The organism is Pseudomonas iranensis (genome assembly GCF_014268585.2).
Lineage (GTDB): Bacteria > Pseudomonadota > Gammaproteobacteria > Pseudomonadales > Pseudomonadaceae > Aquipseudomonas > Aquipseudomonas iranensis.
This window is the reverse complement of record NZ_CP077092.1, coordinates 3,430,024-3,452,508: the sequence shown is the minus strand read 5'-3', so window position 1 is coordinate 3,452,508 and position 22,485 is coordinate 3,430,024. Positions and strand designations below refer to the sequence as shown.

Here is a 22,485-nt window from a genome sequence, read left to right as displayed (position 1 = left end):
CTTTTGCCAAGCATTCTTGAACCCGGGGAAATCGAGGCGGCGGCCAGTTCGCCGCCGTTTCTGTACCTGCCACCACGTAACCTGTTTGCCCTGCGTGCTGAGCGCCTTGAGCGTCTGGCCGAGGGCAATGGGTTGGCGGATTATCTGCGGCTGATGGCCGGATTGTGCCGGGCGCAGCAGCAGGTGTTCGACGATCCGCCGCTGACCGCGCCGTTTGATGCGCAGCGTTTCGAAGCCTGTCAGCAGCACGGTCTGCCGCCGTTCGCCGCAGACACCCTGGTGCGCGAGGATGCCTGGCAGCCGTGGCTCGACGCCTTGCTGCAGCGCTATGTGCCTGCGGATCAGCCAGCGGTGATCGACGCGCTGGACACGCTGCGCGCCGCCAGTCCCGGCCAGTTGCGCGCGTGGGCGGTGGCGCTGGTCAGCGGTCAGTATTCGCTGGTGCCGGCGGCGCTGGTGCCGTTTCTCGGCGCGGCGCTGCAAACCGCTTGGAGCCACTGGCTGCTCAGCGTGCCGCAACTGCAACTCAAGCCCGGCGACAGCCTCAGCCAATGCCCGGCCTGTGGTTCACCGGCCATGGCCGGGGTGATTCGCCATCGCGGCAAGCACAACGGTTTGCGCTATCTGGTGTGTTCGCTGTGCGCCTGCGAATGGCATGTGGTGCGGGTCAAGTGCGTGTATTGCGAGCAGAGCAAAGGCCTCGAGTACCTGAGCCAGGAAGATGATCGGCACAGCGCCGAACAGGCCCCGCTGCGCGCCGAAGTCTGCCCCAGCTGCAACAGCTACCTGAAATTGCTCTACCTGGAGAACGACGCCGAAGCCGAAGCGTTGTCGGCGGATCTCGGCAGTTTGCTGCTGGACATGCGTCTGGCCCAGGACGGCTATCAGCGTCTGGCCCCCAATCTGCTGCTGGCGCCGGGAGACGACTGACCAGAGCAAAATTGTGGGAGAGGGGTGTGCTCCCACAGGTCTATGTGCCGAATCACAAAGCCCGGTCAGCCCCGGATTTCTCTGTGGGAGCGAGCCTGCTCGCGAAGGCGGCGGGTCAGCCACATCCACATTGACTGACTTACCGCTTTCGCGAGCAGGCTCGCTCCCACAGGTTTTTGTGGTGACCAACAATGTTCATTCCACCCCGAATCCCTGTGGGAGCTGGCTTGCCAGCGATTGGTCGGCACATCCACCACCTTCTTTGACGGACCCACCGCAGTCGCTGGCAAGCCAGCTGCCACAGACTTGTGTGCCGAATCACAAAGCCCGGTCAGCCCCGGATTTCTCTGTGGGAGCGAGCCTGCTCGCGAAGGCGTCAGGTCAGCCACATCCACATTGACTGACTTACCGCATTCGCGAGCAGGCTCGCTCCCACAGGTTTTTGTGGTGACCAACAATGATCATTCCACCCCGAATCCCTGTGGGAGCTGGCTTGCCAGCGATTCGGTCGGCACATCCACCGCCTTCTTTGACCGACCCACCGCAATCGCTGGCAAGCCAGCCACAGACTTGTGTGCCGAATCACAAAGCCCGGTCAGCCCCGGATTTCTCTGTGGGAGCGAGCCTGCTCGCGAAGGCGTCAGGTCAGCCACATCCACATTGACTGACTTACCGCTTTCGCGAGCAGGCTCGCTCCCACAGGGATTGGTGGTGACCAACGATGTTCATTCCACCCCGAATCCCTGTGGGAGCTGGCTTGCCAGCGATTGGTCGGCACATCCACCACCTTCTTTGACGGACCCACCGCAGTCGCTGGCAAGCCAGCTGCCACAGACTTGTGTGCCGACTCACAAAGCCCGGTCAGCCCCGGATTTCTCTGTGGGAGCGAGCCTGCTCGCGAAGGCGTCAGGTCAGCCACATCCACATTGACTGACTTACCGCTTTCGCGAGCAGGCTCGCTCCCACAGGGATTGGTGGTGACCAACGATGTTCATTCCACCCCGAATCCCTGTGGGAGCTGGCTTGCCAGCGATTGGTCGGCACATCCACCACCTTCTTTGACGGACCCACCGCAGTCGCTGGCAAGCCAGCTGCCACAGACTTGTGTGCCGACTCACAAAGCCCGGTCAGCCCCGGATTTCTCAGTGGGAGCGAGCCTGCTCGCGAAGGCGTCAGGTCAGCCACATCCACACTGACTGACACACCGCTTTCGCGAGCAAGCTAGCTCCGGCAGTGCGTCTACACTTCTGAAACCCTTTTGGAAGCAAGCTTGCTCCCAAAAGGGATTGTTTTTAGTGAAATCAGGAGTGGCTGATGTCTTCCAGCGTTGCCCTGCGGTTGCCGTCCATTGATGGCTTGTTGCGTCACCCGGCGTGCGCGCCGTTGGCCGAGCGCTACGGCCGGGATTCTTTGCTGACGGGCCTGCGTCAGTTGCTCGATGAGCTGCGGCCCGGCGTGTTGAGCGGGCAATTGGCAGCGGTGGAGATCGGCGCCGAAGTGCTCGCCGGGCGCGTCGGCGAACGCTTGGCGCAGCAACAACGCAGCCAGGTTCGGCGGGTATTCAACCTGACCGGCACGGTGCTGCACACCAATCTCGGCCGCGCCTTGCTGCCCGACGAAGCCATCGAAGCGGTGCAAATGGCCGCACGTTATCCGCTCAATCTCGAGTTCGACCTGGCCAGCGGCAAGCGCGGTGATCGTGACGATCTGATCGAAGGCCTGATCCGCGAACTGACCGGCGCCGAAGCGGTGACGGTGGTCAACAACAATGCCGCTGCCGTGCTGCTGACCCTCAACAGCCTCGGCGCGCGTAAGGAAGGCATCATCTCGCGTGGTGAGCTGATCGAGATCGGCGGCGCCTTCCGCATCCCCGACATCATGGCCCGCGCCGGCGTGCGGCTGCATGAAGTCGGCACCACCAATCGCACCCATGCTCGCGACTACGAAGCGGCGATCAGCCCACGCAGCGGTTTGATCATGCGTGTGCATGCGAGCAACTACAGCATCGAAGGCTTCACCGCGCGGGTGCCGACTGCGGAACTGGCCGAGTTGGCGCACGCCCATGGCTTGCCGTTGCTGGAAGATCTGGGCAGCGGCAGTCTGCTCGACCTGACGCGCTGGGGCCTGCCGGCGGAACCGACGGTGCGTCAGGCCTTGCTCGATGGCGCCGACATCGTCACCTTCAGCGGCGACAAATTGCTCGGCGGGCCGCAGGCCGGGTTGATCGTCGGGCGCAAAGAGCTGATCGCGAAGATCAAGAAAAATCCACTGAAACGCGCGCTGCGGGTCGACAAGTTGACCTTGGCCGCGCTGGAAGCGGTGCTCGGTCTGTACCGCGACCCTGATCGCCTCGCCGAACGACTGCCGAGCCTGCGCCTGCTGACTCGGCCGCAAGCCGAGATCTTCGCCCAAGCGGCGCGTTTGCAACCGTTGCTCGCCGATGTGTTGGGCGAGGTCTGGCAGGTCAGTGCAGTCGAGGCGTTGGGCATGATCGGCAGTGGCAGCCAACCGGTGGCGCGTCTGCCGAGCGCTGCGCTGTGTTGTCGCCCGCAAGTGTCCAAGCGCTGGCGCGGGCGTTATCTGCTCAATCTCGAAGCGGCGTTGCGCGGTTTGCCGGTCCCGGTACTCGGCCGGATCGGCGACGATGCGCTGTGGCTGGATCTACGCCAGCTCGACGATGAGCCAGCGTGGCTGGCGCAGCTGGCGCAATTGCAGGTCGACCGGTGATCGTCGGCACGGCGGGGCACATCGACCACGGCAAGACCTCGCTGTTGCAGGCGCTGACCGGGCAAACCGGCGACCGCCGCCCGCAGGAGCGCGAACGCGGCATGACCATCGACCTCGGTTATCTCTACGCCGAGCTAAAAGCGGGCGCCGGGCTGACCGGCTTCATCGACGTGCCGGGGCACGAAAAATTCACCCACAACATGCTCGCCGGCGCGCAGGGCATCGATTTGGTATTGCTGGTGGTCGCGGCCGATGACGGGGTGATGCCGCAGACGCGAGAACATCTGGCGATCGTCGAACTGCTCGGCATCCCGCGCGCGCTGGTGGCGATCACCAAGTGCGACCGCGCTGGAACGGGCAGGGTGGAAGAGGTGCAGCGTCAGGTGCTCGACCTGCTCGCGCCCGGACCATTTGCTGATGCGCCGATTTTTACCGTGTCGAGCATGAACGGGCAGGGCGTCGATGAGTTGCGCGCGGCGTTATTGCAGGCGCACAACGAGGTGCAGGCGCGCGGTTGTGAGGGCGGCTTTCGTCTGGCGATCGATCGGGCATTCAGCGTCGCGGGCGCGGGGATTGTGGTCACGGGCACGGCGCTGTCCGGCACGGTTGCGGTTGGCGACAAACTTGTCTTGGGGGCTGCCGGCAAATCGGTGCGCATCCGTGGTCTGCACGCGCAAAACCAGGCCGCTGAACGAGCCTTCGCTGGCCAACGCGTGGCATTGAACCTCAGCGGCGATCGTCTGGAACTGGCGCAGATCCACCGTGGTCACTGGCTGCAGGCCGATTGGCTGCATGCCCCGACCCAGCGCATCGATATCGACTTTCAGCTGTTGCCCGGCGAGCGCACCTTCGAACACTTCCACCCGGTGCATCTGCACCTTGGCACCCAGGATGTCATTGCCCGGGTCGCCTTGCTGCAAGGCCCGCGCCTGAGTCCCGGCGAGCGCATGTTCGCGCAACTGCTGATCAACGCGCCGGTGCACGCGGTGAAGGGTGATCGGCTGATCCTGCGCGACTCCAGTGCCCAGCGGACCCTCGGCGGCGGCACAGTGCTCGACCCGTTCGCCCCGGCGCGCCAACGCCGCAGCCCGGAACGCCTCGCGCAACTGCAAACCCTCGCTCTGAGTGTCAGCCTCGAACAAGCCTTGCCAGCGCTGCTCAACCACAGCCCCGGCGGCCTCGACCCGCAACGCCTCGAACGCCAGTTCAACCGTCCGCGCGCGCAGTGGTCGCTGGCCGAGAACATCCGCCTGGTCGACACCCGTCAAGGCGCGCTGCTGTTCAACGTCCAGCGCTGGGGCCAGTTGAAATTCACCTTGCTCGAACAACTGGCGCGATTCCACGAACAGGAACCCGACCAGATGGGCCCTGACCGCGATCGCCTGCGACGCTTCAGCGCTCTGGCACTGGAACGCTCGACCTTCATCAGCCTGCTCGACGAACTGCTCGGCGCCGGCTCGATCCTCGCCAGCGGCCCCTGGCTGCACCTGCCCGACCATCAGGTGCGCCTGAATGCCGACGATGAAATCCTCTGGCAGCAATTACAGCCCTTATTCGAACAGGCCGGTTTCGACCCACCGTGGGTGCGCGACGCGGCTAAAATGCTCGGCGAAGACGACGCCAGTGTTCGCCTGTTAATGCGCAAATTGGCACGGCTGGGCCTGATGCACCAGGTGGTGCGCGACCTGTTCATCAGCGACATCGTCCTGCGACAAATGGCGGCGCTGCTGCTGAAACTCGCCGAAGAACATCCAGCGATTGAGGTGACAACTTTCCGTGATGCGCTAGGCTTGGGACGCAAACGCTGTATTCAGTATCTGGAGTATTTCGACCGACTCGGCCTGACCCGCCGCCTCGGCGAATCCCGCCAGATCCGCCCCGACAACACGCTGGCTGGCGCCTGCGCACCATGAGTTCAGGAAGACAATCGCGCCCGGTGGCGCGGCCGGGCTTCAAACCCGGTTGGGGACGGCATCCGTTCCCGGGCAGGTTCGACTCCGGCTGTCTTCCGCCAGCTTCCACAAAAGAAAAGATCGCAGCCTCCGGCCGCTCCAACACCGATTTGTAGGAGCTGCCGAAGGCTGCGATCTTTTGATTCCGAATGCCGGAGAAACGTAGTCGGCCACGTTTGGTTCGCCAGTTATTAAGAGGCAGCCGCGAACTCATGTGGGAGCGAGCCTGCTCGCGAAAAACGGTATATCAGTCGACATCTCAGGGACTGACCCACCGCATTCGCGAGCAGGCTCGCTCCCACAAAGTTTGGCGGCGTGAACGAAGCCGTGTGAGCGACACAAATCCCTGTGGGAGCGGGCTTGCCCGCGAAGGCGTCGGCACTGCCGGCGCCTAACTCAGACCCCTATAGCGAGGCCCGCTACTGCGGCAACTCCAGATTATCCAGCACCCGATTCACCGCCAGCTCCCCGAGCATGATCAGCTGCGCAATGCCCATCAGTGTCCGGCGTTGCGATGGCTTCACCAGCCCAGCGAATTCCTGGGCAATGGTTTTAGCGGAGGCGAGGGTTTCGCAGGCGTTGGCCAGCAGGTCTTCATTTTTGGTGTCGGCGGTGACGGCGTACATGGCGCGGGGGCTGTACGGCGGTGGAGTAGAGCCGGGTGGGCAGAGGTAATGGTCGAGTGCGCGGTCGGCGGCTTGGTGGAGTTTTTTTGAATCGAGAGATTCGTAGGGGGAGGTGGGGTCGGTTTCGGGTGGGTTGGGTGTTGGTTTGATCATGGTAAAGCTCCTTGAGAGATGGAGCCGTCAGCCTTCGCTGCTAAACGAAGAGGGTGGCGGCTTTACGCGGGTTAGCAGACCAGGCTCAAGGATCCCGGCGCACCGAAGTGCCCCACGCAAGCCGCCATAAAAAGAGAGGCGGAGCCAGCGTGCCTTGAAAGTTTGCCGAGCTGCTAAACCCGATCACTGAACATTCAGCGACCCGACCACAATAGAACCCGACCCCAAGGCGCACAAGCCGGCGGATTCTGGCTTGGCTGTAGGTAATGGCGCAAGGATTTGTAGCCTGGAGACCGTATCTGCGCGTGTCTTTTAAACAGCTTCGTTTAACTCGAAGAATTCCGCCGAAGCTGATGGCCTCTTCGCGAGCAGGCTCACCAGCACATTTGGAATGCGGTCAAACTGTGGGAGCGAGCGCGCTCGCGAAAGGGCCGGAGTGAGCAGCGAATAACTCAGCCTTTCTTCATCGCTGCGGAAAATCCAGATTATCCAGAACCCGATTGGGGGGCGTATGTTCCCGGGCCGTTCGGACTCTAACTATCTTCCGCCATGTTCCGCAACTCAATTGATCGCAGCTTAGGCCGCAATCTATTGATTTGACGTTACTCCTGCGAAGTTTTCGATGAGATCACGGTCTGCTCTCATAGAAGCCTCTACCGATTTCTGAGACGGTATCCAATTGAGGAATTGAGGGAAAGAGTTATCTCATTGTTCCCGACGTCAACGACTCCAGCGACGTATGGCGGAGTTTGCCATTGAGCTATGTAATAGGCACTTGCGACACTTGAACCGTAGAGCCCATCCGACGACCACAACTCTGAGGTATGCCAATGCCAAAGATACGCCGAGCCTGTTTTTTGAAAACCAAATGCTGCGGCTCTGATAAGCGGGTCACTAGAACCGTGCCGGAAAGTAGTTGGAAAAAACTGCGCACCTATGGAACCCATCCAAGCCGCTGCCTGAGAGTGGTTAAGTTTTTGAGCTGTATAAACTAATTCATACACGTTTTTGCATACCACTTCGTAACCGACAATGTCGCCCTTGGCGTCCCGCACGTCGATTCGGGCAGTGCCATTACTGGTTGAAACTACATCCCCAGTTGTTGCATTAACGGAAGCAACGTTAGTATTCGATGAGCTGTAATGATAGGGATGGACGCCACCCAAAGCTTCTCGGATTCGATGCGCGTTATCATCTAGATAGGCTGTTACAGCAAAGGTCGGGGTGTAGGGCGCGGGTGCAGGAAAGAAGTGGGGCCCATCAAGAACCATTGGTGTGCGATCTATCTCCAATGCCTGGGTCACACTCATTGTATAAGTGCGCACCCGAAGCGGGACTGCCTTCATCTTGTCCTTAATCCCATCAAGATTGACCGCACAAGCCAGCCTTAACTCACTTCCATGTTCTCGCGCTTCCAACCACTCGACTGGCGCCAGTAACGAAATCCTGTCCACCAATTCACTCAGCCCACCTGCCGAAACTTCTTTGGTTGCGGGCTTCCCATCTACATCGACGCCTTCAAAGTCTATCCAAACCGGGTGAGTTTGTTGCATGAGTGGAACTTTATCCGAGAGCACCCGCGCATCGGTCGGCAGATCCGAAACAGTGAGTTGCTGCCCGAGTTCCCCTGCAATATTCGGAGTCGGCAAGCGCGGGTCGTCCGTTGCGATAGCGTTAATAACTAGCGTGAGATCCGGGGATTCCCCGGAAGGAATGCTATTTCGGATTAGCGTCCAACGAAACTTTCGGGTACTCCCCCGACGCGTCACGAGAAATTCTGATGGGAGTTGGAATTCCGCCGTTTTCGATGCGTTGAAGGGCACTGAAGGAAACGGCACGCTGCCGGCAAACGGTGGATCCTCGACCAGTTGTGCATGGTCCCCCGGCGCCGCTTCGAGAAATGTAATCTGGAGGGACACGCCTTGTTCGTACTTCAGCACGTCGATTGGATTTTCCGCCGGATCCAATAATTTGGGTGGCTGCAGTTGGGGCTGTGCTGAACCGATGACTTTGGCCGTGGCTATTCTGGACGTACCGATGACTGTGCCCTCCGGCCGTTCAAGCTGAAAACGCACCTGCAATCTTTTGCCTGAAACGAGCTTTTCATTAGGTATGTAAACAATGCACGGATTCAGCGCACCGAAATCATCTACCGTGAATGCGGCGCGCTTTGTTTCCTCTTCCGGCGAATCGTCAAGCCGGTAGTACGCCTTCACCCAGTCGTCTTTCTGATACAGCGCATCGTTTGGAAGGACCACCACAAACAGCGGGTGACCGTCCAGTTTTTTCAGATCCACGATCTTTGGATCGTCGGTGTTGTCTCCAGCCTTCTCGCGCAACAACGGCATCGGCAAGAACACCCGCTCAAGATCGATATTCGCGTAAATGTATTTTGACCAGCGCTCGTTATGAGTTCCGTTGTGCAACTGATCATCAACGGTGTAGCTGAACGGGCAGTCGTTGAGACTGCCAATTTGTTCGAACTTGGCACGGTCTATCAATATCGAAATGTCTTTTCCGGCCTCCGTCGGCATGACTTTATGGCTGTAGCGTTTCCGATTGATCTCGTAAGTGATGAGGTCGTAGGCCTTGCCATGCGTATAGCTGCAAGTGAGCAGAACGCCGTTGTCCACTTCAGTCTTGCCAATCAGCGCTGGATCGCCCAGCAGGGCAGGCAGGTTGATCTGCAGTTCCGGATGCGGACCTGTGCCGGTGGGAGCGTTGCCGCCGGGGCGGTTAGCGCTATAGAGCGTCCACAGTTTGGTAGATTCGCTTTCGTTGCCTTCCTTGGTTTCCAATTTGTATTGAATGACATTGATGATTCCGTCCCGGAACTCAGTCTGGAAAACAATGAATTCGAGAACCTCGTTTCCGACATCTTGTGGGACGCCGCTCTGCACGCCGTTGATCCACAGAGAAACTTTCGTATAGAGGTTCGGCGGGGGCGGATCGACCAGTACCTTCAACGCATTCGCGCCGGTGTTGTCGTCACTCAAATCCTTGAAAATCCCTAGGGGCAAGCCGACTACCGGCACGCCGGGCGGAGGCGCTGGATCGCTGATCACATCCTCGATGGCAAGCGGGATTTTCGCGGGAAACAACGTAAACGTATTTTCGTCTTGAGAATCATCGTTGAGTGTCATGGAACACCGTCCTGATAGGGGCCGTGGGATACGTGCCGGATGGGGATATCAGATACCTGGCGAGGAGAGTTGGCTACTGTCAGATCTGACAGTTGAAGGTGGTTTTGCGACGAACGGTAGGGCGCAGTGGGTGACAACTCCAGCGGAGAGCTGCTCGCGACTGCAATCAAGTCGACATCTCGGTGACTGACCCACCGCTTTCGCGAGCAGGCTCGCTCCCACAAGTGTTGTGTTTTTTCTGGCAACTCAAACCAAAAGATCGCAGCCTTCGGCAGCTCCTACAAATCGGTGTAGGAGCTGCCGAAGGCTGCGATCTTTTGATCTTGTGCGCCTCAGACCCGCAAACGAATCTGCCGTCCGAGCACATCCATCACGTCACAACCATCGCGCAGCAGCATCGCGGCGGCGTGGGCCAGTTGTTGTACGTCGGCGCCTTTGGCTGAGGCGATGTCCAGGCTGGCGAGGCTTTCCATCATTTGTGTGACGGCGAGGAAGCGGCTGGCGGCGCTGCTGTGCAGGACGTCCAGTGGGGCTTCGGTGGAGACCAGCATGACGGGGATGCTGTGTTCGTTGTGGGTCATGGAAATGTGTGAATTCATGCGTCACCCCTGGCATTAGCGGAGTGCTGACCGGCGATGGCTGCATGGATCAGCGCGCGGGCGTTGGCGAGCATTTGCTGGCTGGCCCAGCGCAGTGAGCTGCTGTGTTCCGGGCGGATGGCGGAGGGGGCCTGGTGGGCGAGGGATTCGGCGCAGTTGAGGTACACGGCCGCGTGTTCGAGGGCGTCGAGGAGCGGGATGTCGGGTCGGACGGTGAAAGGGTGGTGAGCGATGTGGTCGCGGGAATTGGACTTTGTGGTTGGATCGGTCATCGGTGTAGCTCCTTGGTCATCGAGAGCCGCCACCAGATCGCCGTCAATCGAATGGGTGGCAACTGTGTGCAGGTTGACGGACCGGTCCAAGGTACCCGGCGCATCCGAAGATGCCCCACACACAGTCACCATTGAGCAGCGCGCGTGACACAGGAGTGCGCGCGCACGTTGGAAAGCAATGTGCGTCTTGGAATGTCAGGCCGTCAAACCCGGTCACGAATGTGTCGTGACAGGGCGCGAGGATAGGGAGTGAGGACAAGGCAGTCAACCGCTGCGGTTTAGCCGAGTTTGCCGAGATTTCCTGTAGGTGTTTGCCTGCTTGGGATGGCGATCCGGCAGACTGAATTTCGTTGCCCGGATCAATGCTTTCGCGAGCAGGCTCGCTCCCACAGGGGGCACGACTGGCTAGACGCTGTCGTATACCAGTCTGAGCGCCATTGTGGGCTGCTCGGTCTCTCCTAGGTCGCGGTGCAGTTCATAGCTGATTTCGTACTCGGTGTTTATCTCCAGCAGGTTCTGCGAGATGTAAAACAGGAACTGCTTGTTGCGGTTAGCCTTGGTGATTTTGGTGGAGTCTATTTCCTTGCCATCGATTATCAAGGCGACTTGAACGTAATCGTCGCTGTCTTGCCCGATGGGGGGATCGACGCAATAAATGATGGCGATTACCTCGATACCGTCTGCGTTGGTCACCTTTTTGAAATGGCTTGGTAAAACCTTTTGCGTCGCCGGTGCGCTCGGCGACCACAACGGGTCTTTAGGGGTGACGTCGATTGCGCCTTCGATTTTGCCGGGGTAATGCTGCGATGGTGCGATTTTACTGGGCATGGAACACCTTCCTGGTTGGATGGCCAGTGAGGGCTGGCCGGGTAAGGAAGATCAGACACCGGTTGTGGGAGTCTGGCTACTGTCAAACCTGACAGGTCTGGGCAGGTTTGCGACGGACGGTAATGGTTTGTTGTGGAGATTGCCCCGAATCCCTGTGGGAGCTGGCTTGCCAGCGATAAGGTCGGCACATCCACAATCTGCGTTGGCTGACCCGGCGCTATCGCTGGCAAGCCAGCTCCCACAGGGTTATCTGCCGAACCAAAGTGTTTCGGGCCAAGAAACCCATGTGGGAGTGCATCTTTGTTGGCGTGGGTGGTTCAGAAACCCAGCGGGTACTGGATGACCACGTAAATCCGGTCAATATCATCGCCAGCCTGCGCTTCGTTGGCGCGGTGGGTGACGTGCGACAGCTGCACCGACAGATCCTTCGCGGTGCCGGTCTGCACGACATATTTCAGGTCGATATCGCGTTCCCAGTGCTTGCCGCCGCTGCCTTGTTGCGGTTGATAGTCGCCGCTGTCGGCGTCGAACGGGTTGTAGGCGCCGCCCTTCGGCGCGTGGGTGCCGTCGATGTGGCTGCCGCTGACGTAGCGGGTCATGAAGTTCAGGCCGGGGATGCCGAAGGCGCCGAGGTCGAGGTCGTAGCGGGCTTGCCAGGAGCGTTCGTTGGCGCCGTTGAAGTCGGCGTATTTGATCGAGTTGGCGAGGTAGATCGAGTCGCCGCCGACGAAATCGAACGGCGTGTCGCCATTGATGCGTTGCCAGCCGAGCATCACCGTGTGCGCGCCGAAGCTGTATTTACCGGAGAGGCTGAAGGCGCTGTTGTCGATCTCGCCGGCCAGTGCGCGGCCGGTGTCGCGGGTGTGGTAGAGGTTGGCGTCGAGCAGCACGCCGGACTGTTTGAAGTGCAGATTGCCGTAATACTGGTGCCAGGTGTCGCTCAGTTCCGAGGCGTAGAGTGCGCCGCCGATCGGGCTGGAGCTGAACAGGTCGGCACCGACGAAGCTGATGCCACCCGCTTCGGTGTTGGCGCCGTAGCCGTAGAAATCGCCTTGGCCGGAAGAGCTGTCCTGGTTCTTGAATGCAGTGAAATGCCCGGCGACCAGATTGACGTTGTCGAACTCGGCGCTGTTGAGCAAAAAGCCTGTGGCGTATTCCGGTTGCAGACGTTTGTCGGAGGTGTCGAAGACTGGGGTTTCTACAGTCATTTCGCCGAAGGCCAGAGTGGTACGCGAGACCTTGAGCTTGAACGCACCGCCAGCGCTGGAATAGTTGTTTTCGCTACGGCCATCGCTGTTGACCGGCAGCAAGCCTGTGCCGGAGTGGCCCTTGCCGCCATCGAGTTTCAGGCCGGCGAAGGCGTGGGCGTCGATGCCGAAACCGACTGTGCCCTCGGTGAAACCGGATGAGAAGTTGCCGATAAAGCCTTGTGCCCATTCCTGTTTGTAGTTTTTCCCGGTGGGCGTGGGCGAGCGGTAGTCGTTGCTGAGGTAGAAGTTGCGTAGCAGGACATCGCTTTTGGCGTCGGCGAAAAAGCCGCTGGCATGGGCGGTGCCGGTCAGACCGCAGAGCATGGCAAGCAGGGTGAGGCGGGAGGGGGCGCGGTTGATCATGGTCAGGGCCGGTGGTAATCAGGATGGCGCTGATGATCGGCGGATTGGCCTGGAAAGGATTGGGCCGGTGTGCTGAGTTGGCAGCCCTCACACCAAACCCTGTGGGAGCGGAACAGTCAGGTAGAACTGTGGCGGCTGTCAGGCCGCCATCGCTGGCAAGCCAGCTCCCACAGGGTTTGTGGGAGCTGACACAGTGCATTAAGCCAGCGGCGGTGTACGCGGTGGGATCTGGCGTTTGCTGCCGGTGGATTCGAAGGCGGCGGCGAAGCGCAGCAGGTTCGAGTCGTCGTACGCGCGGCCGGCGAAGGTCAGGCCGACGGGCATGCCGATGTCGGGCATCACGCCCATGGGCACGGTGACGGTCGGCACGCCGAGGTGGCGGATCGCGAGGTTGCCGTTGGCCACCCAGACGCCGTTGCTCCAGGCGATGTCGGCCGAAGCTGGATTGACATCGGCATCCGCCGGGCCGACGTCGGCGACGGTGGGGAACAGCACGGCGTCGAGGCCGAGGCTGTCCATCCAGTCTTCAAGGTCGATGCGTCGGGTCTGCTCCAGGCCACGCAAGCCATCAGGCACGGTTGGGATTTCATTCCACGGCGTGATGCCGCGTTCGGCCATGCGCACGTATTCGTCCATGCCGGCGGCCAGATCGCCTTCTCGGTTAGGCAGCGTGCCCGGGTCGTGTGGGAAGATCTTCGGCCCGTCGACGTCAACCAGACGATTAAGCTTCGGATCGCCGTTGGCTTGCAGGAAGTCGTCGAACGCCCAGGCTGTCAGATCCCACAGTTCATGATGGAGAAACTCTTTCGACACCAGCCCACGGGTGAATACGGTTGGCGCGCCAGGGCGGTCGCCTTCGCAGTTGGAGACCAGCGGGAAGTCGGTTTCGATGACTTCGGCGCCAGCGGCTTCCAAGGCCTGACGCGCCTGTTTCCACAAATCGATCACGGACGCGCGGGTATTGATGCGCTGACCGGTCGGGCCGCCAATGCCGGGGGCTTCGCTGGTGCCGGCGTCCGGGTCGGCATTGATGTACATGCGCGGGATGGCGAAGCGTTTGCCGGCCAGGGCTTTGGCGTCGGCAGCCAGTTCGCTGTACGCAGCCGGGCGCACTTCGCTGACACGCGGGATCGCCACCCACGGCTGCAAGCGCCACAGGTCGCCACGGGTGTCGGTATCTTCGGCGACGACCACGTCGAGCACTTCGAGCAGGTCGGCCATGGTCCGCGCGAACGGCACGACGACGTCCATGGTCGGGGTCAACGGCCAGTTGCCGCGCACCGAAATTACGCCGCGCGACGGGGTGTAGGCGCACAGGCCGTTGTTCGACGCAGGGCCGCGACCGCTCGACCACGTTTCCTCGGCCAGACCGAACGCAGCGAAACTCGCAGCGGTCGCGGTGCCGGCGCCGTTGGACGAGCCGGAGGCGAACGGTGCGGTGAGGTAAGCGGCGTTGTACGGGCTTTCAGCGCGGCCATAGACGCCGCGTTGCATGCCGCCATTGGCCATCGGCGGCATGTTGGTCTTGCCCAGGCAGATCGCCCCGGCAGCGCGCAGGCGCTCGATGGTGAAGGCGTCGCGATGGGCGATCAGATCGGCGAACGCCGGACTGCCGGAAGCGGCGGTCAAGCCCTTGACCAGATAACTGTCTTTGGCGGTGTAGGGGATGCCATCAAGCGGACCGAGGGTTTCACCGTTGGCACGGCGGGCGTCGGAGGCGCGGGCTTCGTTCAGTGCTTCGGGGTTGCGCACGACGACGGCGTTGAGTGCCGTCGAGGTGTCGGCGCCGTCGTAGGCATCGATGCGCGCCAGATAGGCTTGCACCAGTTCCACGGCAGTGGTCTGGCCGGATTCGAGGGCGGCGCGCAGTTGGGCAATGGAGACTTCGGTGACTTCGATCATCGGGTCACCTCTTGAGCGTGGATGTTTGGGGCAGGGGTTTTCATAGCGGTTCTCGTGGCACGGCTTGAAGCGACAAGGTCGGGACTGGCGCCTATTTAACACCATGCGGCGGGCGGAGTAATCGGTGGGGTGATGGTTTTGTTGGTAGATAGCCTGAGCATCCGTGCTGCCTGACCTTGCGCTTTCGCGAGCAGGCTCGCTCCCACACTGGATTTGTGGGCGGGTCGAGATTGAGGATTAACGCAAAGCCCGGTGGGAGCGAGCCTGCTCGCGAAGGCGCCGGCAGATTCAAAAGGGTCTTGGCCCTGAAATACTGCTTTCGCCAGCAGGGCTGCTCCAACAATGTGTTGTGTAAACCGATAATCCCGCGCCCCACAGGAAGACCAGCCCAACATGTTCTAGGCTCAGCGCATCCCGAATGCTGCACCGCTCAGGAATGTTGCCATGGAAGATAAGCCACTGATTGCCTTCAACAGTTCCAAAGCCTTGCTCGACGTGCTGATCCGCGCTGGGTTGATCGCCACTCTGGTGCTGTTCTGCTACGACATTTTCCATCCGTTTCTCAATGTGATGCTGTGGGCGCTGATCCTCGCGGTCACGCTGTACCCGCTGAACCAGAAGCTCGGCGCCAGACTCGGCAACCGTTACGGTTGGGCGGCGATTGTGCTGGTATTGCTGGGGCTGGTGATCCTGATGGTGCCGCTGAGCCTGCTCGGCGCATCCGTGGCCGATTCGGTGAAGGTGGGCATGCAAACCGTGGAAGCGGGGCAGTTCGAGATTCCGCCGCCACCCGCCAATGTCGCCGACTGGCCGCTGATCGGCGCGCCGTTGTATGGCATCTGGATGCACGCTTCGCAGGACCTGAGCTGGGTGTTCAAGGAACTGGCGCCGCACCTGACCAGTTGGGGCCGGGTGCTGTTGCATCAGGCCGCCGGCGTCGGCGCAGGCATCGTGGTGTTTGTCGTCGCGCTGATCGTCGCCGGACTGATCATGACCCACGGCGAACGCGGCCATCGCACAGCGGTGGCGATCACCACGCGGATTTCCGGCCCGGTGCGTGGCCCGCAGATCGCGCAACTGTGCACCTCGACCATTCGCGCGGTGGCGCAGGGCGTGGTCGGTATCGCTTTTATCCAGATGATCTTGATCGGTGTGGCACTGGTAATCATGGGCGTGCCCGCTGCCGGTGTGCTGGCGTTGATGGTGTTGCTGCTGGGCATCATGCAACTGCCGGTGCTGCTGGTTACCGTGCCGGTGGTGGTGTTTGTCTTTGCCCATGATGGCGTCGGCCCCGGCACGATCATCTTCGCCGTGTGGATGGTGATCGCCGGGCTCTCCGACAACGTGCTCAAGCCGATGCTGCTCGGCCGTGGCGTGGCGGTGCCGATGCCGGTGGTGCTGATCGGCGCGCTGGGCGGCATGGTCACCAGCGGCATCATCGGCCTGTTCACCGGGCCGGTGATCCTGGCGGTCGGTTATGAATTGTTCATCGGCTGGGTCTATCAGCCGGCCGACGTCAGCGAAGTGCTGGACGAAACCTCTCACAACAATCAGCCATAAGGAACGGCGCATGCGTAACAGGCTGATGGTGCTGGCGATGCTGCTGGCTGCAACACTGTGGTCCGGGCTCGGCCAGGCACTGGAAGACACCACGACAGCAACGGACGAAGCGGTAGAACTGAAAGTGGCCAACCGCAGCATCATGCTGTTTCGCGCAACCATTCTTGGCGAGGCGCCGGCCTCACGGGTCAAGCGGGCGAAGCGGGTGATCAGTGAAGCGCTGGAGGAAGACCCGGAGCTGAAAATCAGCACTGATTCGATCCAGAACAGTTACATGGTGCTGATCGGCAATACCCGTGCGTTTATCGTTGCGCCCAAGGATGTCGACAGCCTGGCGTATTCCTCGGTGCAGGAAGCCGCCGAGGGCGCAGCGGAAAAACTGCGCCAGGTGGTCAACGAGACCCGTGAGGCGCGCAACGTGCAGATGATTGTGCGTTCGCTGGCGCTGGCGGCGGTGGCCACGCTGATCTATCTGGCGCTGCTGTGGTGCCTGTCATGGCTGCGCCACAAGCTGTTGGCGAAACTGCCGGCGCTGATGGATCGGCACACCAAGGCGCTGAAGGTCGGGCGGGTGCAACTGATCGATTCGAATTTTCTCTACCCGTTGGTCAGCCGCTGTCTGTTGTTCCTGCGTTGGTTGCTGATCCTGCTGCTGACCTACGAATGGCTGGGCTTTGTCCTGTCACGCTTCCCGTATACGCGGCCGTGGGGCGAAAGCCTCAACAACTATCTGGTGGAACTGGCCGGTTATCTGTTGCAGGGCATCGTCGATGCGATACCGGGGCTGGGCGTGGCGCTGGCGATTTTCTTCATCGCCCGGGGCGTGACCGCATTTACCCGACGCATCCTGCGCCGGATGGCCGCGCCGGGGACGTTCAGCTGGCTCAACCATGAAACCCTGCAACCGACGCAACGCCTGACCGCACTGGCAGTCTGGCTGTTTGCGCTGGCGATGGCTTATCCCTATCTGCCCGGCGCCGGGACCGATGCGTTCAAAGGCTTGTCGGTGCTGATCGGCCTGATGATTTCCCTTGGCGCCACCAGTGTTGTCGGGCAAGCGGCGGCCGGGTTGATCCTGACCTACACGCGGACTTTGCGCCCCGGCGAGTTTGTCAGGATCGGCGAGTACGAAGGCACCGTCACCGAATTGGGCATGTTCACCACGCGGATTCGCACCGGCCTCGGAGAAGTGCTGACGCTGCCCAACTCGATGATCACCGGCACCGTGACCAAGAACTACTCGCGCACCGTGCAAGGTCCGGGCTACGTGGTCGACACGGTGGTGACCATCGGCTACGACACGCCATGGCGCCAGGTCGAGGCGATGCTGCTGGAGGCGGCCAAACGCACGCCGGGCGTGCTCGAAGACCCGCCGGCGCAGGTGTTCCAGACCGCGCTGTCGGACTTCTATCCCGAGTATCGACTGGTGGCCCAGGCCATCCCCAGTCAGCCACGTCCGCGTGCGGTGTTGCTGAGCATGCTCCACGCCAATATTCAGGACGTGTTCAATGAATACGGCGTGCAGATCATGTCGCCGCATTACCTGGGCGATCCGCAGCAGGAAAAGCGCGTGCCGCCGGAGCAGTGGTTCACCGCACCGGCGCAGGCACCGAAGGATGAGTGATCCCTAGAACCGCCAGACCACGCCGCCGCCCAGCACATGCAGGGCGGCGTTTTTGTATTCGCCGGAGACCGAGCCGCCGGAGCGCGCTTTGGTCTGTTGCACGTCCATGTCGCCGAGGTAGATCAGCGTGTAGCTCATGTGCACATCGACATCGTCCTGCAATGCATAGCTGACCCCGGTCGCCAGGCGCCACGCTTCGTTCATCGGGTTGTCGACCGTGCGATCCTTGTCGTCCACTGCCGAGGAGTCGTAACCGAGGCCGACGTTCCAGCGCAGTTTCGGGTTGATCTGGTGCTGCGCGCCGATCGAGGCATGCCAGGTGTCCTTGTATTGCCGCTGCGCCGTTCTGGAAGTCGAGTCCAGGCCGGTATCGACTTCCACGCCGACCTTGCCGAAATCGCTCCAGTCCTGCCAGCCGAGGCTGCCGAGCAGCGTCCACTGCGGATCGAGCTGGTAGGACACGCTGGTGGTGACGGTCTGCGGCACATTCATGTCGACGTTCAGCTGATCGGCGTCGAGACGGTTGAGCGCCAGACGCAGCAGCGGATTGGTGATTTTCTTCAGCTCGGGTTTGTCTTCGAATTTGAGCTTGATCTTGCTGGTCCAGGCCAGCCCGAGCTTTGTGCGCTCGTTGAGGTTGTAGAGCACGCCGACGTTGGCGCCCGTGCCCCAGTCGGTGTCCTTGTAGCGCAACTGACCATCCTCGGCGTTGCCCAGACCGAGCACGTTGTTGTTGACCGCCACTTCGGTGCGAAAGTAGCCGAGCATGAAGCGCGGGCCGAGGCCGACGGACAGGTCGTCGGTGATCTTGTAGGCATAGGTGGGCTGGAATGACACACCGATAATGGCCGACTCCTGAGCGAAATAGCGCCCGGCCCAGTCATCGTCGTAGTCCAGCGCCAGACCGAAATTGCCGTACATGCCGAAGCCGATCGAGGAGCGCTCATCGAGTTGATGGCTGATGAAGAAGCTGGAGCCGGGCAGGTACTTCAAGGCGTTGCCACCTTCGTTGCCGCCGAAGGTATTGGCGTTGTCGCGGGAGAAGCTGACGTTGCCGAGGATCAACTGCGCGTTGAAGTTGATCTGCGTGCCGGCCAGTTGGCTGATGCCCGCCGGGTTGGTCATCAAAATGCTCGGGTCGCTGGCCATGACCGCAGAACCGGCGTTGGCCAGCCCTGTGCCTTCGTGGCCGGCCTCGTAAATCATGATGCCGCCGGCTTCGGCCTGGAGGCTGGCGAAGAGCAATCCGCCAGCGACCGAACTTTTCATCAGCTTGAACATGTGAACTCCTTGAATGGCATGCGATCCGGTTTCAAGGCTAGCTCAAGCTCGGCGCGGCGTCGGACCGATTGCCGACGCCGCACTGATCAGTCGATGCGCGGATGCTGGAGCGCCAGTTCCTTGCGCTTGGCTTCCAGCGCGGCGATTTCGGCATCGATGTCTTCGATTTTCTGCTCGATGTTGTCGTGGTGTTCCTGCAACAACTCTTTGGCCTCTTCGAGGTCGGAAGCCGCCGGGGCCGCGCCGCGCAAGGGCTTGTTGGCGGTTTCCTTCATCGTCACGCCAGTGACCAGACCGACCACGGCGATGACCATCAGGTAATACGCCGGCATGTACAGATCGTTGGTGCTTTCCACCAGCCAGGCCACGGCAGTCGGGGTCAGACCGGCGATCAGCACCGAGACGTTGAAGGCACTGGCCAGCGCGCTGTAGCGGATGTGCGTGGGGAACATCGCCGGCAGGGTCGAGGCCATCACGCCGATGAAGAAGTTGAGCAGCACCGCGAGGATCAGCAGGCCGGAGAAGATCAGACCGATGCTGCCGCTGTTGATCAGCATGAATGCCGGAATGGCGAAAATGAACAGGCCAATGCTGCCGACGACGATGAAGGGCTTGCGGCCGATCTTGTCGCTGATGAAACCGATCAGCGGCTGTACAAAGAGCATGCCGACCATGATCGCGATGATGATCAGCACGCCGTGGTTTTCGCTGTAGTGCAGGTTGTGCGTCAGGTAACTCGGCATATAGGTGAGCAGCATGTAATAGGTGACGTTGGTCGCCGCCACCACGCCGATGCAGGTCATCAGGCTGCGCCAGTGTTTGGTCGCAACTTCCTTGAACGACACCTTCGGGCCACCGGCGAGGCCTTCGCGGTCGCCTTGTTCGAGTTTTTCCACGTGCTGCTGGAACGCCGGAGTCTCTTCCAGGGCGTGACGCAGATACAGGCCAATCATGCCCAGCGGCAGGGCGAGGAAGAACGGAATCCGCCAGCCCCATTCTTCGAAGCGCTGTTCACCGAGAATCGTCGAGATCAGCACCACGACACCGGCGCCGAAGACAAACCCGGCGATCGAGCCGAAATCCAGCCAACTGCCGAGGAAGCCGCGCTTACGGTCGGGCGCGTATTCAGCGACGAAGATCGAGGCGCCGGTGTATTCGCCACCGACCGAGAAGCCTTGGGCCATTTTCGCCAGCAACAGCAGGATCGGCGCCCAGATGCCGATCGAGGCATAGGACGGAATCAGGCCGATGGCAAAAGTGCTCAGGGACATGATAACGATGGTCGCGGCGAGGACTTTCTGTCGTCCGTATTTGTCGCCGAGCGCACCGAAGAACAAACCGCCCAGTGGACGAATCAGGAAAGGCACGGAGAAGGTCGCCAGCGCGGCGATCATTTGCACGCCGGGATCGGCGCCGGGGAAGAAGACCTTGCCGAGCACATAGGCGACAAAGCCGTAGACGCCAAAGTCGAACCATTCCATGGCGTTGCCCAGTGCGGCGGCGGTAATCGCCTTGCGCATCTTGGCGTCGTCGACGATGGTGATGTCTTTCAAACCGATCGGTTTGACGGTGTTCTTGCGTGATTTCATTGCGCTGTTCCCGCTTGCTGATCCAGATTACCGCTGCGATGCCATCTCCATGATGGCGCCGGCTCTTCTGGCTCAGATACATGCGGACACGAAATAATTCACCGATGCGCTGGAATTAATTTCCTGCCCGCCGCAATTCCTCTGTATCCCGCTACGGCAGCGGCGAATCCAACTCTCCGACCTGACCCAAACCCCCTGTGGGAGCGAGCCTGCTCGCGAAGGCGGCGCAACATTCAACATCGCAGTCGCCTGACCCGGCGCTTTCGCGAGCAGGCTCGCTCCCACAGTGGTTTTGTGTTTTGCAGGGATTTTGCGCACGCCGCTAATCCTGTAGGAGTGAGCCTGCTCGCGATGACGGCAGCCCTTTCACCACTAGGCTTAAAGCGCAGCCTTGACCTGCAACCCCACCACCAGCGAATTGTCGATGTCCTGCCCGGAGAACGCCCCCGGTTCGATGATGTATTGCAGGTTCGGGCGCAGGGTCAGCCATGGGGTGGCCTGGTAGCCGTAACCCAACTCGATCAACTGCTCGGCGCTATCGAGGTTAGGGAACGCAGCACCATTGGCCAGCGCGGCATCCTGTTGCACATCACGGCTGCGCGGGTTTGGCACGGCGCGGCCATAACCCAGGGCGACGGTGTCACGCGGACGACCTTCGAACGGTTTGTACAAAACCACACCGGTGCCGTACCACTTGCTGAACGGCGAGGCTGCTTCGCTAGCCGCCGAATACTGACCGAACGCATGCAGGCTGCGGCCCTCGGAGGTCGGCGAACGCCATACGGCCTGATCGATCAGCAAATAATGCCCGCCACGCCCGGACACCTCGTCGTCGCTGCCAATGCGTTTGACGTCGGAGCTGTCGTAGTAATAGCCGAGCTTGTACTCACCCGGCAGCTCGCCGGCGTGCTTGTACACCAACTCGATCGGCACGACGGTGCCGGTGGTGTGCTTCGGTCCCAGATGCCAGGCTCGGCTGGAATTGCCGTTGCTTTCTGGATCGACGTTGAACGCCGCCACACGCAGCTGCCAGGACGGCGACAGGTCGTATTTGACCCGCACGCCCAGACGCGCGTTGGGGTAGTTGGTCCAGCCGCTGCCGCCGGACATGTTCAGCGGGTGACCGCAGAAACCGGCGTTCATGAAGTTGCACAGAATGCCGCTGTCGAGGCCGCCGAGGTCGTTGCCCATGGCCATGTAACCGAGCTTCACATTCAGCGCCGGGGTGAACAGGCTGCGCTCGTAACTCAGTTCAGTCAGGCGCGTATACAGGCCGCCGTAGTTTTCCTGAATCGGCAGGCGGTTGCCGACCAGATCTTCCGAAGCGCTGTTGCCGCGCCGGTCGTTGATGGTCAGTTGCACTTTGCCGGCGTTGTCGACGCCGTAGAGTTTGCTCAGATCAAACTGCACGCCGAGCTTGATGTTCTGCGAGTAGCGCGCCGAACGGTGCAGGCCGCCGTCGGCGTTGTAAGCGGTTTCGCCGCTGTAATCGCCAGTGAACTTGATGCCGTCTTCACCGAGTTGATGACGCAAGCCGCCCCAGTCCCCGGTCAGGGTGCTGCGGCTCAGCAGATCGGAATCGCTGGCGGCCAGCGCGGGGAGGGCAGTGGTGCAGCTCAGGCCCAGCAACAGGCCAGTGGAAAGCTTGGTACGAGAAAAGCGAACAGCCGATGACATGTGAATCCT

15 protein-coding genes and 1 tRNA gene are annotated in these 22,485 nt (G+C 61.0%); 6 read left to right on the top strand and 10 right to left on the bottom strand.

What is annotated here, in order from left to right:
• The first annotated feature begins 3 nt into the window (after positions 1–3).
• From fdhE to HU724_RS15390, 4 genes are all read left to right on the top strand, one after another.
• Positions 4–930 (top strand): formate dehydrogenase accessory protein FdhE, encoded by a 927-nt coding sequence (fdhE, locus tag HU724_RS15405; protein WP_186569058.1) that lies wholly within the window; start codon positions 4–6, stop codon positions 928–930.
• A gap of 1,314 nt (positions 931–2,244) precedes the next feature.
• Complete coding sequence (selA, locus tag HU724_RS15400; protein WP_186569642.1) at positions 2,245–3,657, top strand: L-seryl-tRNA(Sec) selenium transferase; 1,413 nt, start codon at positions 2,245–2,247, stop codon at positions 3,655–3,657.
• Entirely contained in the window at positions 3,654–5,570 is a 1,917-nt protein-coding gene (gene selB, locus HU724_RS15395) for a selenocysteine-specific translation elongation factor (RefSeq protein WP_186569645.1), read from the top strand. Before selA ends, selB begins: the two co-directional genes overlap by 4 nt.
• 5 nt (positions 5,571–5,575) lie before the next feature.
• Positions 5,576–5,671, top strand: a tRNA-Sec gene (locus HU724_RS15390).
• Between the two features lie 357 nt (positions 5,672–6,028).
• Here the strand turns inward: HU724_RS15390 and HU724_RS15385 are convergent.
• From HU724_RS15385 to HU724_RS15355, 7 genes are all read right to left on the bottom strand, one after another.
• Positions 6,029–6,388, bottom strand: a complete 360-nt coding sequence (locus HU724_RS15385) for a DUF6124 family protein (protein WP_101158650.1) — start codon at positions 6,386–6,388, stop codon at positions 6,029–6,031.
• A 653-nt stretch (positions 6,389–7,041) separates the two neighbouring features.
• Positions 7,042–9,531, bottom strand: coding sequence for a hypothetical protein (locus tag HU724_RS15380; RefSeq protein ID WP_186569641.1), 2,490 nt, complete (start codon positions 9,529–9,531; stop codon positions 7,042–7,044).
• 332 nt (positions 9,532–9,863) lie between these two features.
• Positions 9,864–10,130, bottom strand: a complete 267-nt coding sequence (locus HU724_RS15375; protein ID WP_186569640.1) for a short-chain dehydrogenase — start codon at positions 10,128–10,130, stop codon at positions 9,864–9,866.
• A complete protein-coding gene (locus HU724_RS15370; RefSeq protein WP_186569639.1) occupies positions 10,127–10,402 on the bottom strand; it encodes a DUF3077 domain-containing protein in 276 nt (91 codons plus the stop codon). The genes HU724_RS15375 and HU724_RS15370 overlap by 4 nt, the downstream gene beginning before the upstream one ends.
• A 405-nt stretch (positions 10,403–10,807) precedes the next feature.
• A complete protein-coding gene (locus HU724_RS15365; RefSeq protein WP_186569638.1) occupies positions 10,808–11,230 on the bottom strand; it encodes a hypothetical protein in 423 nt (140 codons plus the stop codon).
• A 317-nt stretch (positions 11,231–11,547) separates the two neighbouring features.
• Positions 11,548–12,843, bottom strand: a complete 1,296-nt coding sequence (locus tag HU724_RS15360) for an OprD family porin (RefSeq protein ID WP_186569637.1) — start codon at positions 12,841–12,843, stop codon at positions 11,548–11,550.
• A gap of 198 nt (positions 12,844–13,041) precedes the next feature.
• On the bottom strand, positions 13,042–14,745 hold the full coding sequence (locus HU724_RS15355) for an amidase (RefSeq protein WP_186569636.1): 1,704 nt from the start codon (positions 14,743–14,745) through the stop codon (positions 13,042–13,044).
• Between the two features lie 444 nt (positions 14,746–15,189).
• On the opposite strand from HU724_RS15355, the gene HU724_RS15350 reads away from it, so the two are divergent.
• On the top strand, positions 15,190–16,305 hold the full coding sequence (locus tag HU724_RS15350) for an AI-2E family transporter (protein ID WP_186569635.1): 1,116 nt from the start codon (positions 15,190–15,192) through the stop codon (positions 16,303–16,305).
• A gap of 10 nt (positions 16,306–16,315) precedes the next feature.
• Entirely contained in the window at positions 16,316–17,929 is a 1,614-nt protein-coding gene (locus tag HU724_RS15345; RefSeq protein ID WP_186569634.1) for a mechanosensitive ion channel family protein, read from the top strand.
• Positions 17,930–17,932: 3 nt separating this feature from the next.
• Here HU724_RS15345 and HU724_RS15340 read toward each other — a convergent pair whose 3' ends face one another.
• The 3 genes from HU724_RS15340 to HU724_RS15330 form a co-directional block, all read right to left on the bottom strand.
• The gene (locus tag HU724_RS15340) at positions 17,933–19,210 is read right to left on the bottom strand and encodes an OmpP1/FadL family transporter (RefSeq protein WP_186569633.1); all 1,278 of its coding nucleotides are present in this window, start codon (positions 19,208–19,210) and stop codon (positions 17,933–17,935) included.
• 86 nt (positions 19,211–19,296) lie between these two features.
• Positions 19,297–20,799 carry a glycine betaine/L-proline transporter ProP gene (gene proP, locus HU724_RS15335; RefSeq protein WP_024013032.1) on the bottom strand — a complete coding sequence of 501 codons (1,503 nt, stop codon included), beginning with the start codon at positions 20,797–20,799 and terminating at the stop codon, positions 19,297–19,299.
• 378 nt (positions 20,800–21,177) lie between these two features.
• Positions 21,178–22,476 (bottom strand): carbohydrate porin, encoded by a 1,299-nt coding sequence (locus HU724_RS15330; RefSeq protein ID WP_186569632.1) that lies wholly within the window; start codon positions 22,474–22,476, stop codon positions 21,178–21,180.
• Positions 22,477–22,485 lie beyond the last annotated feature (9 nt).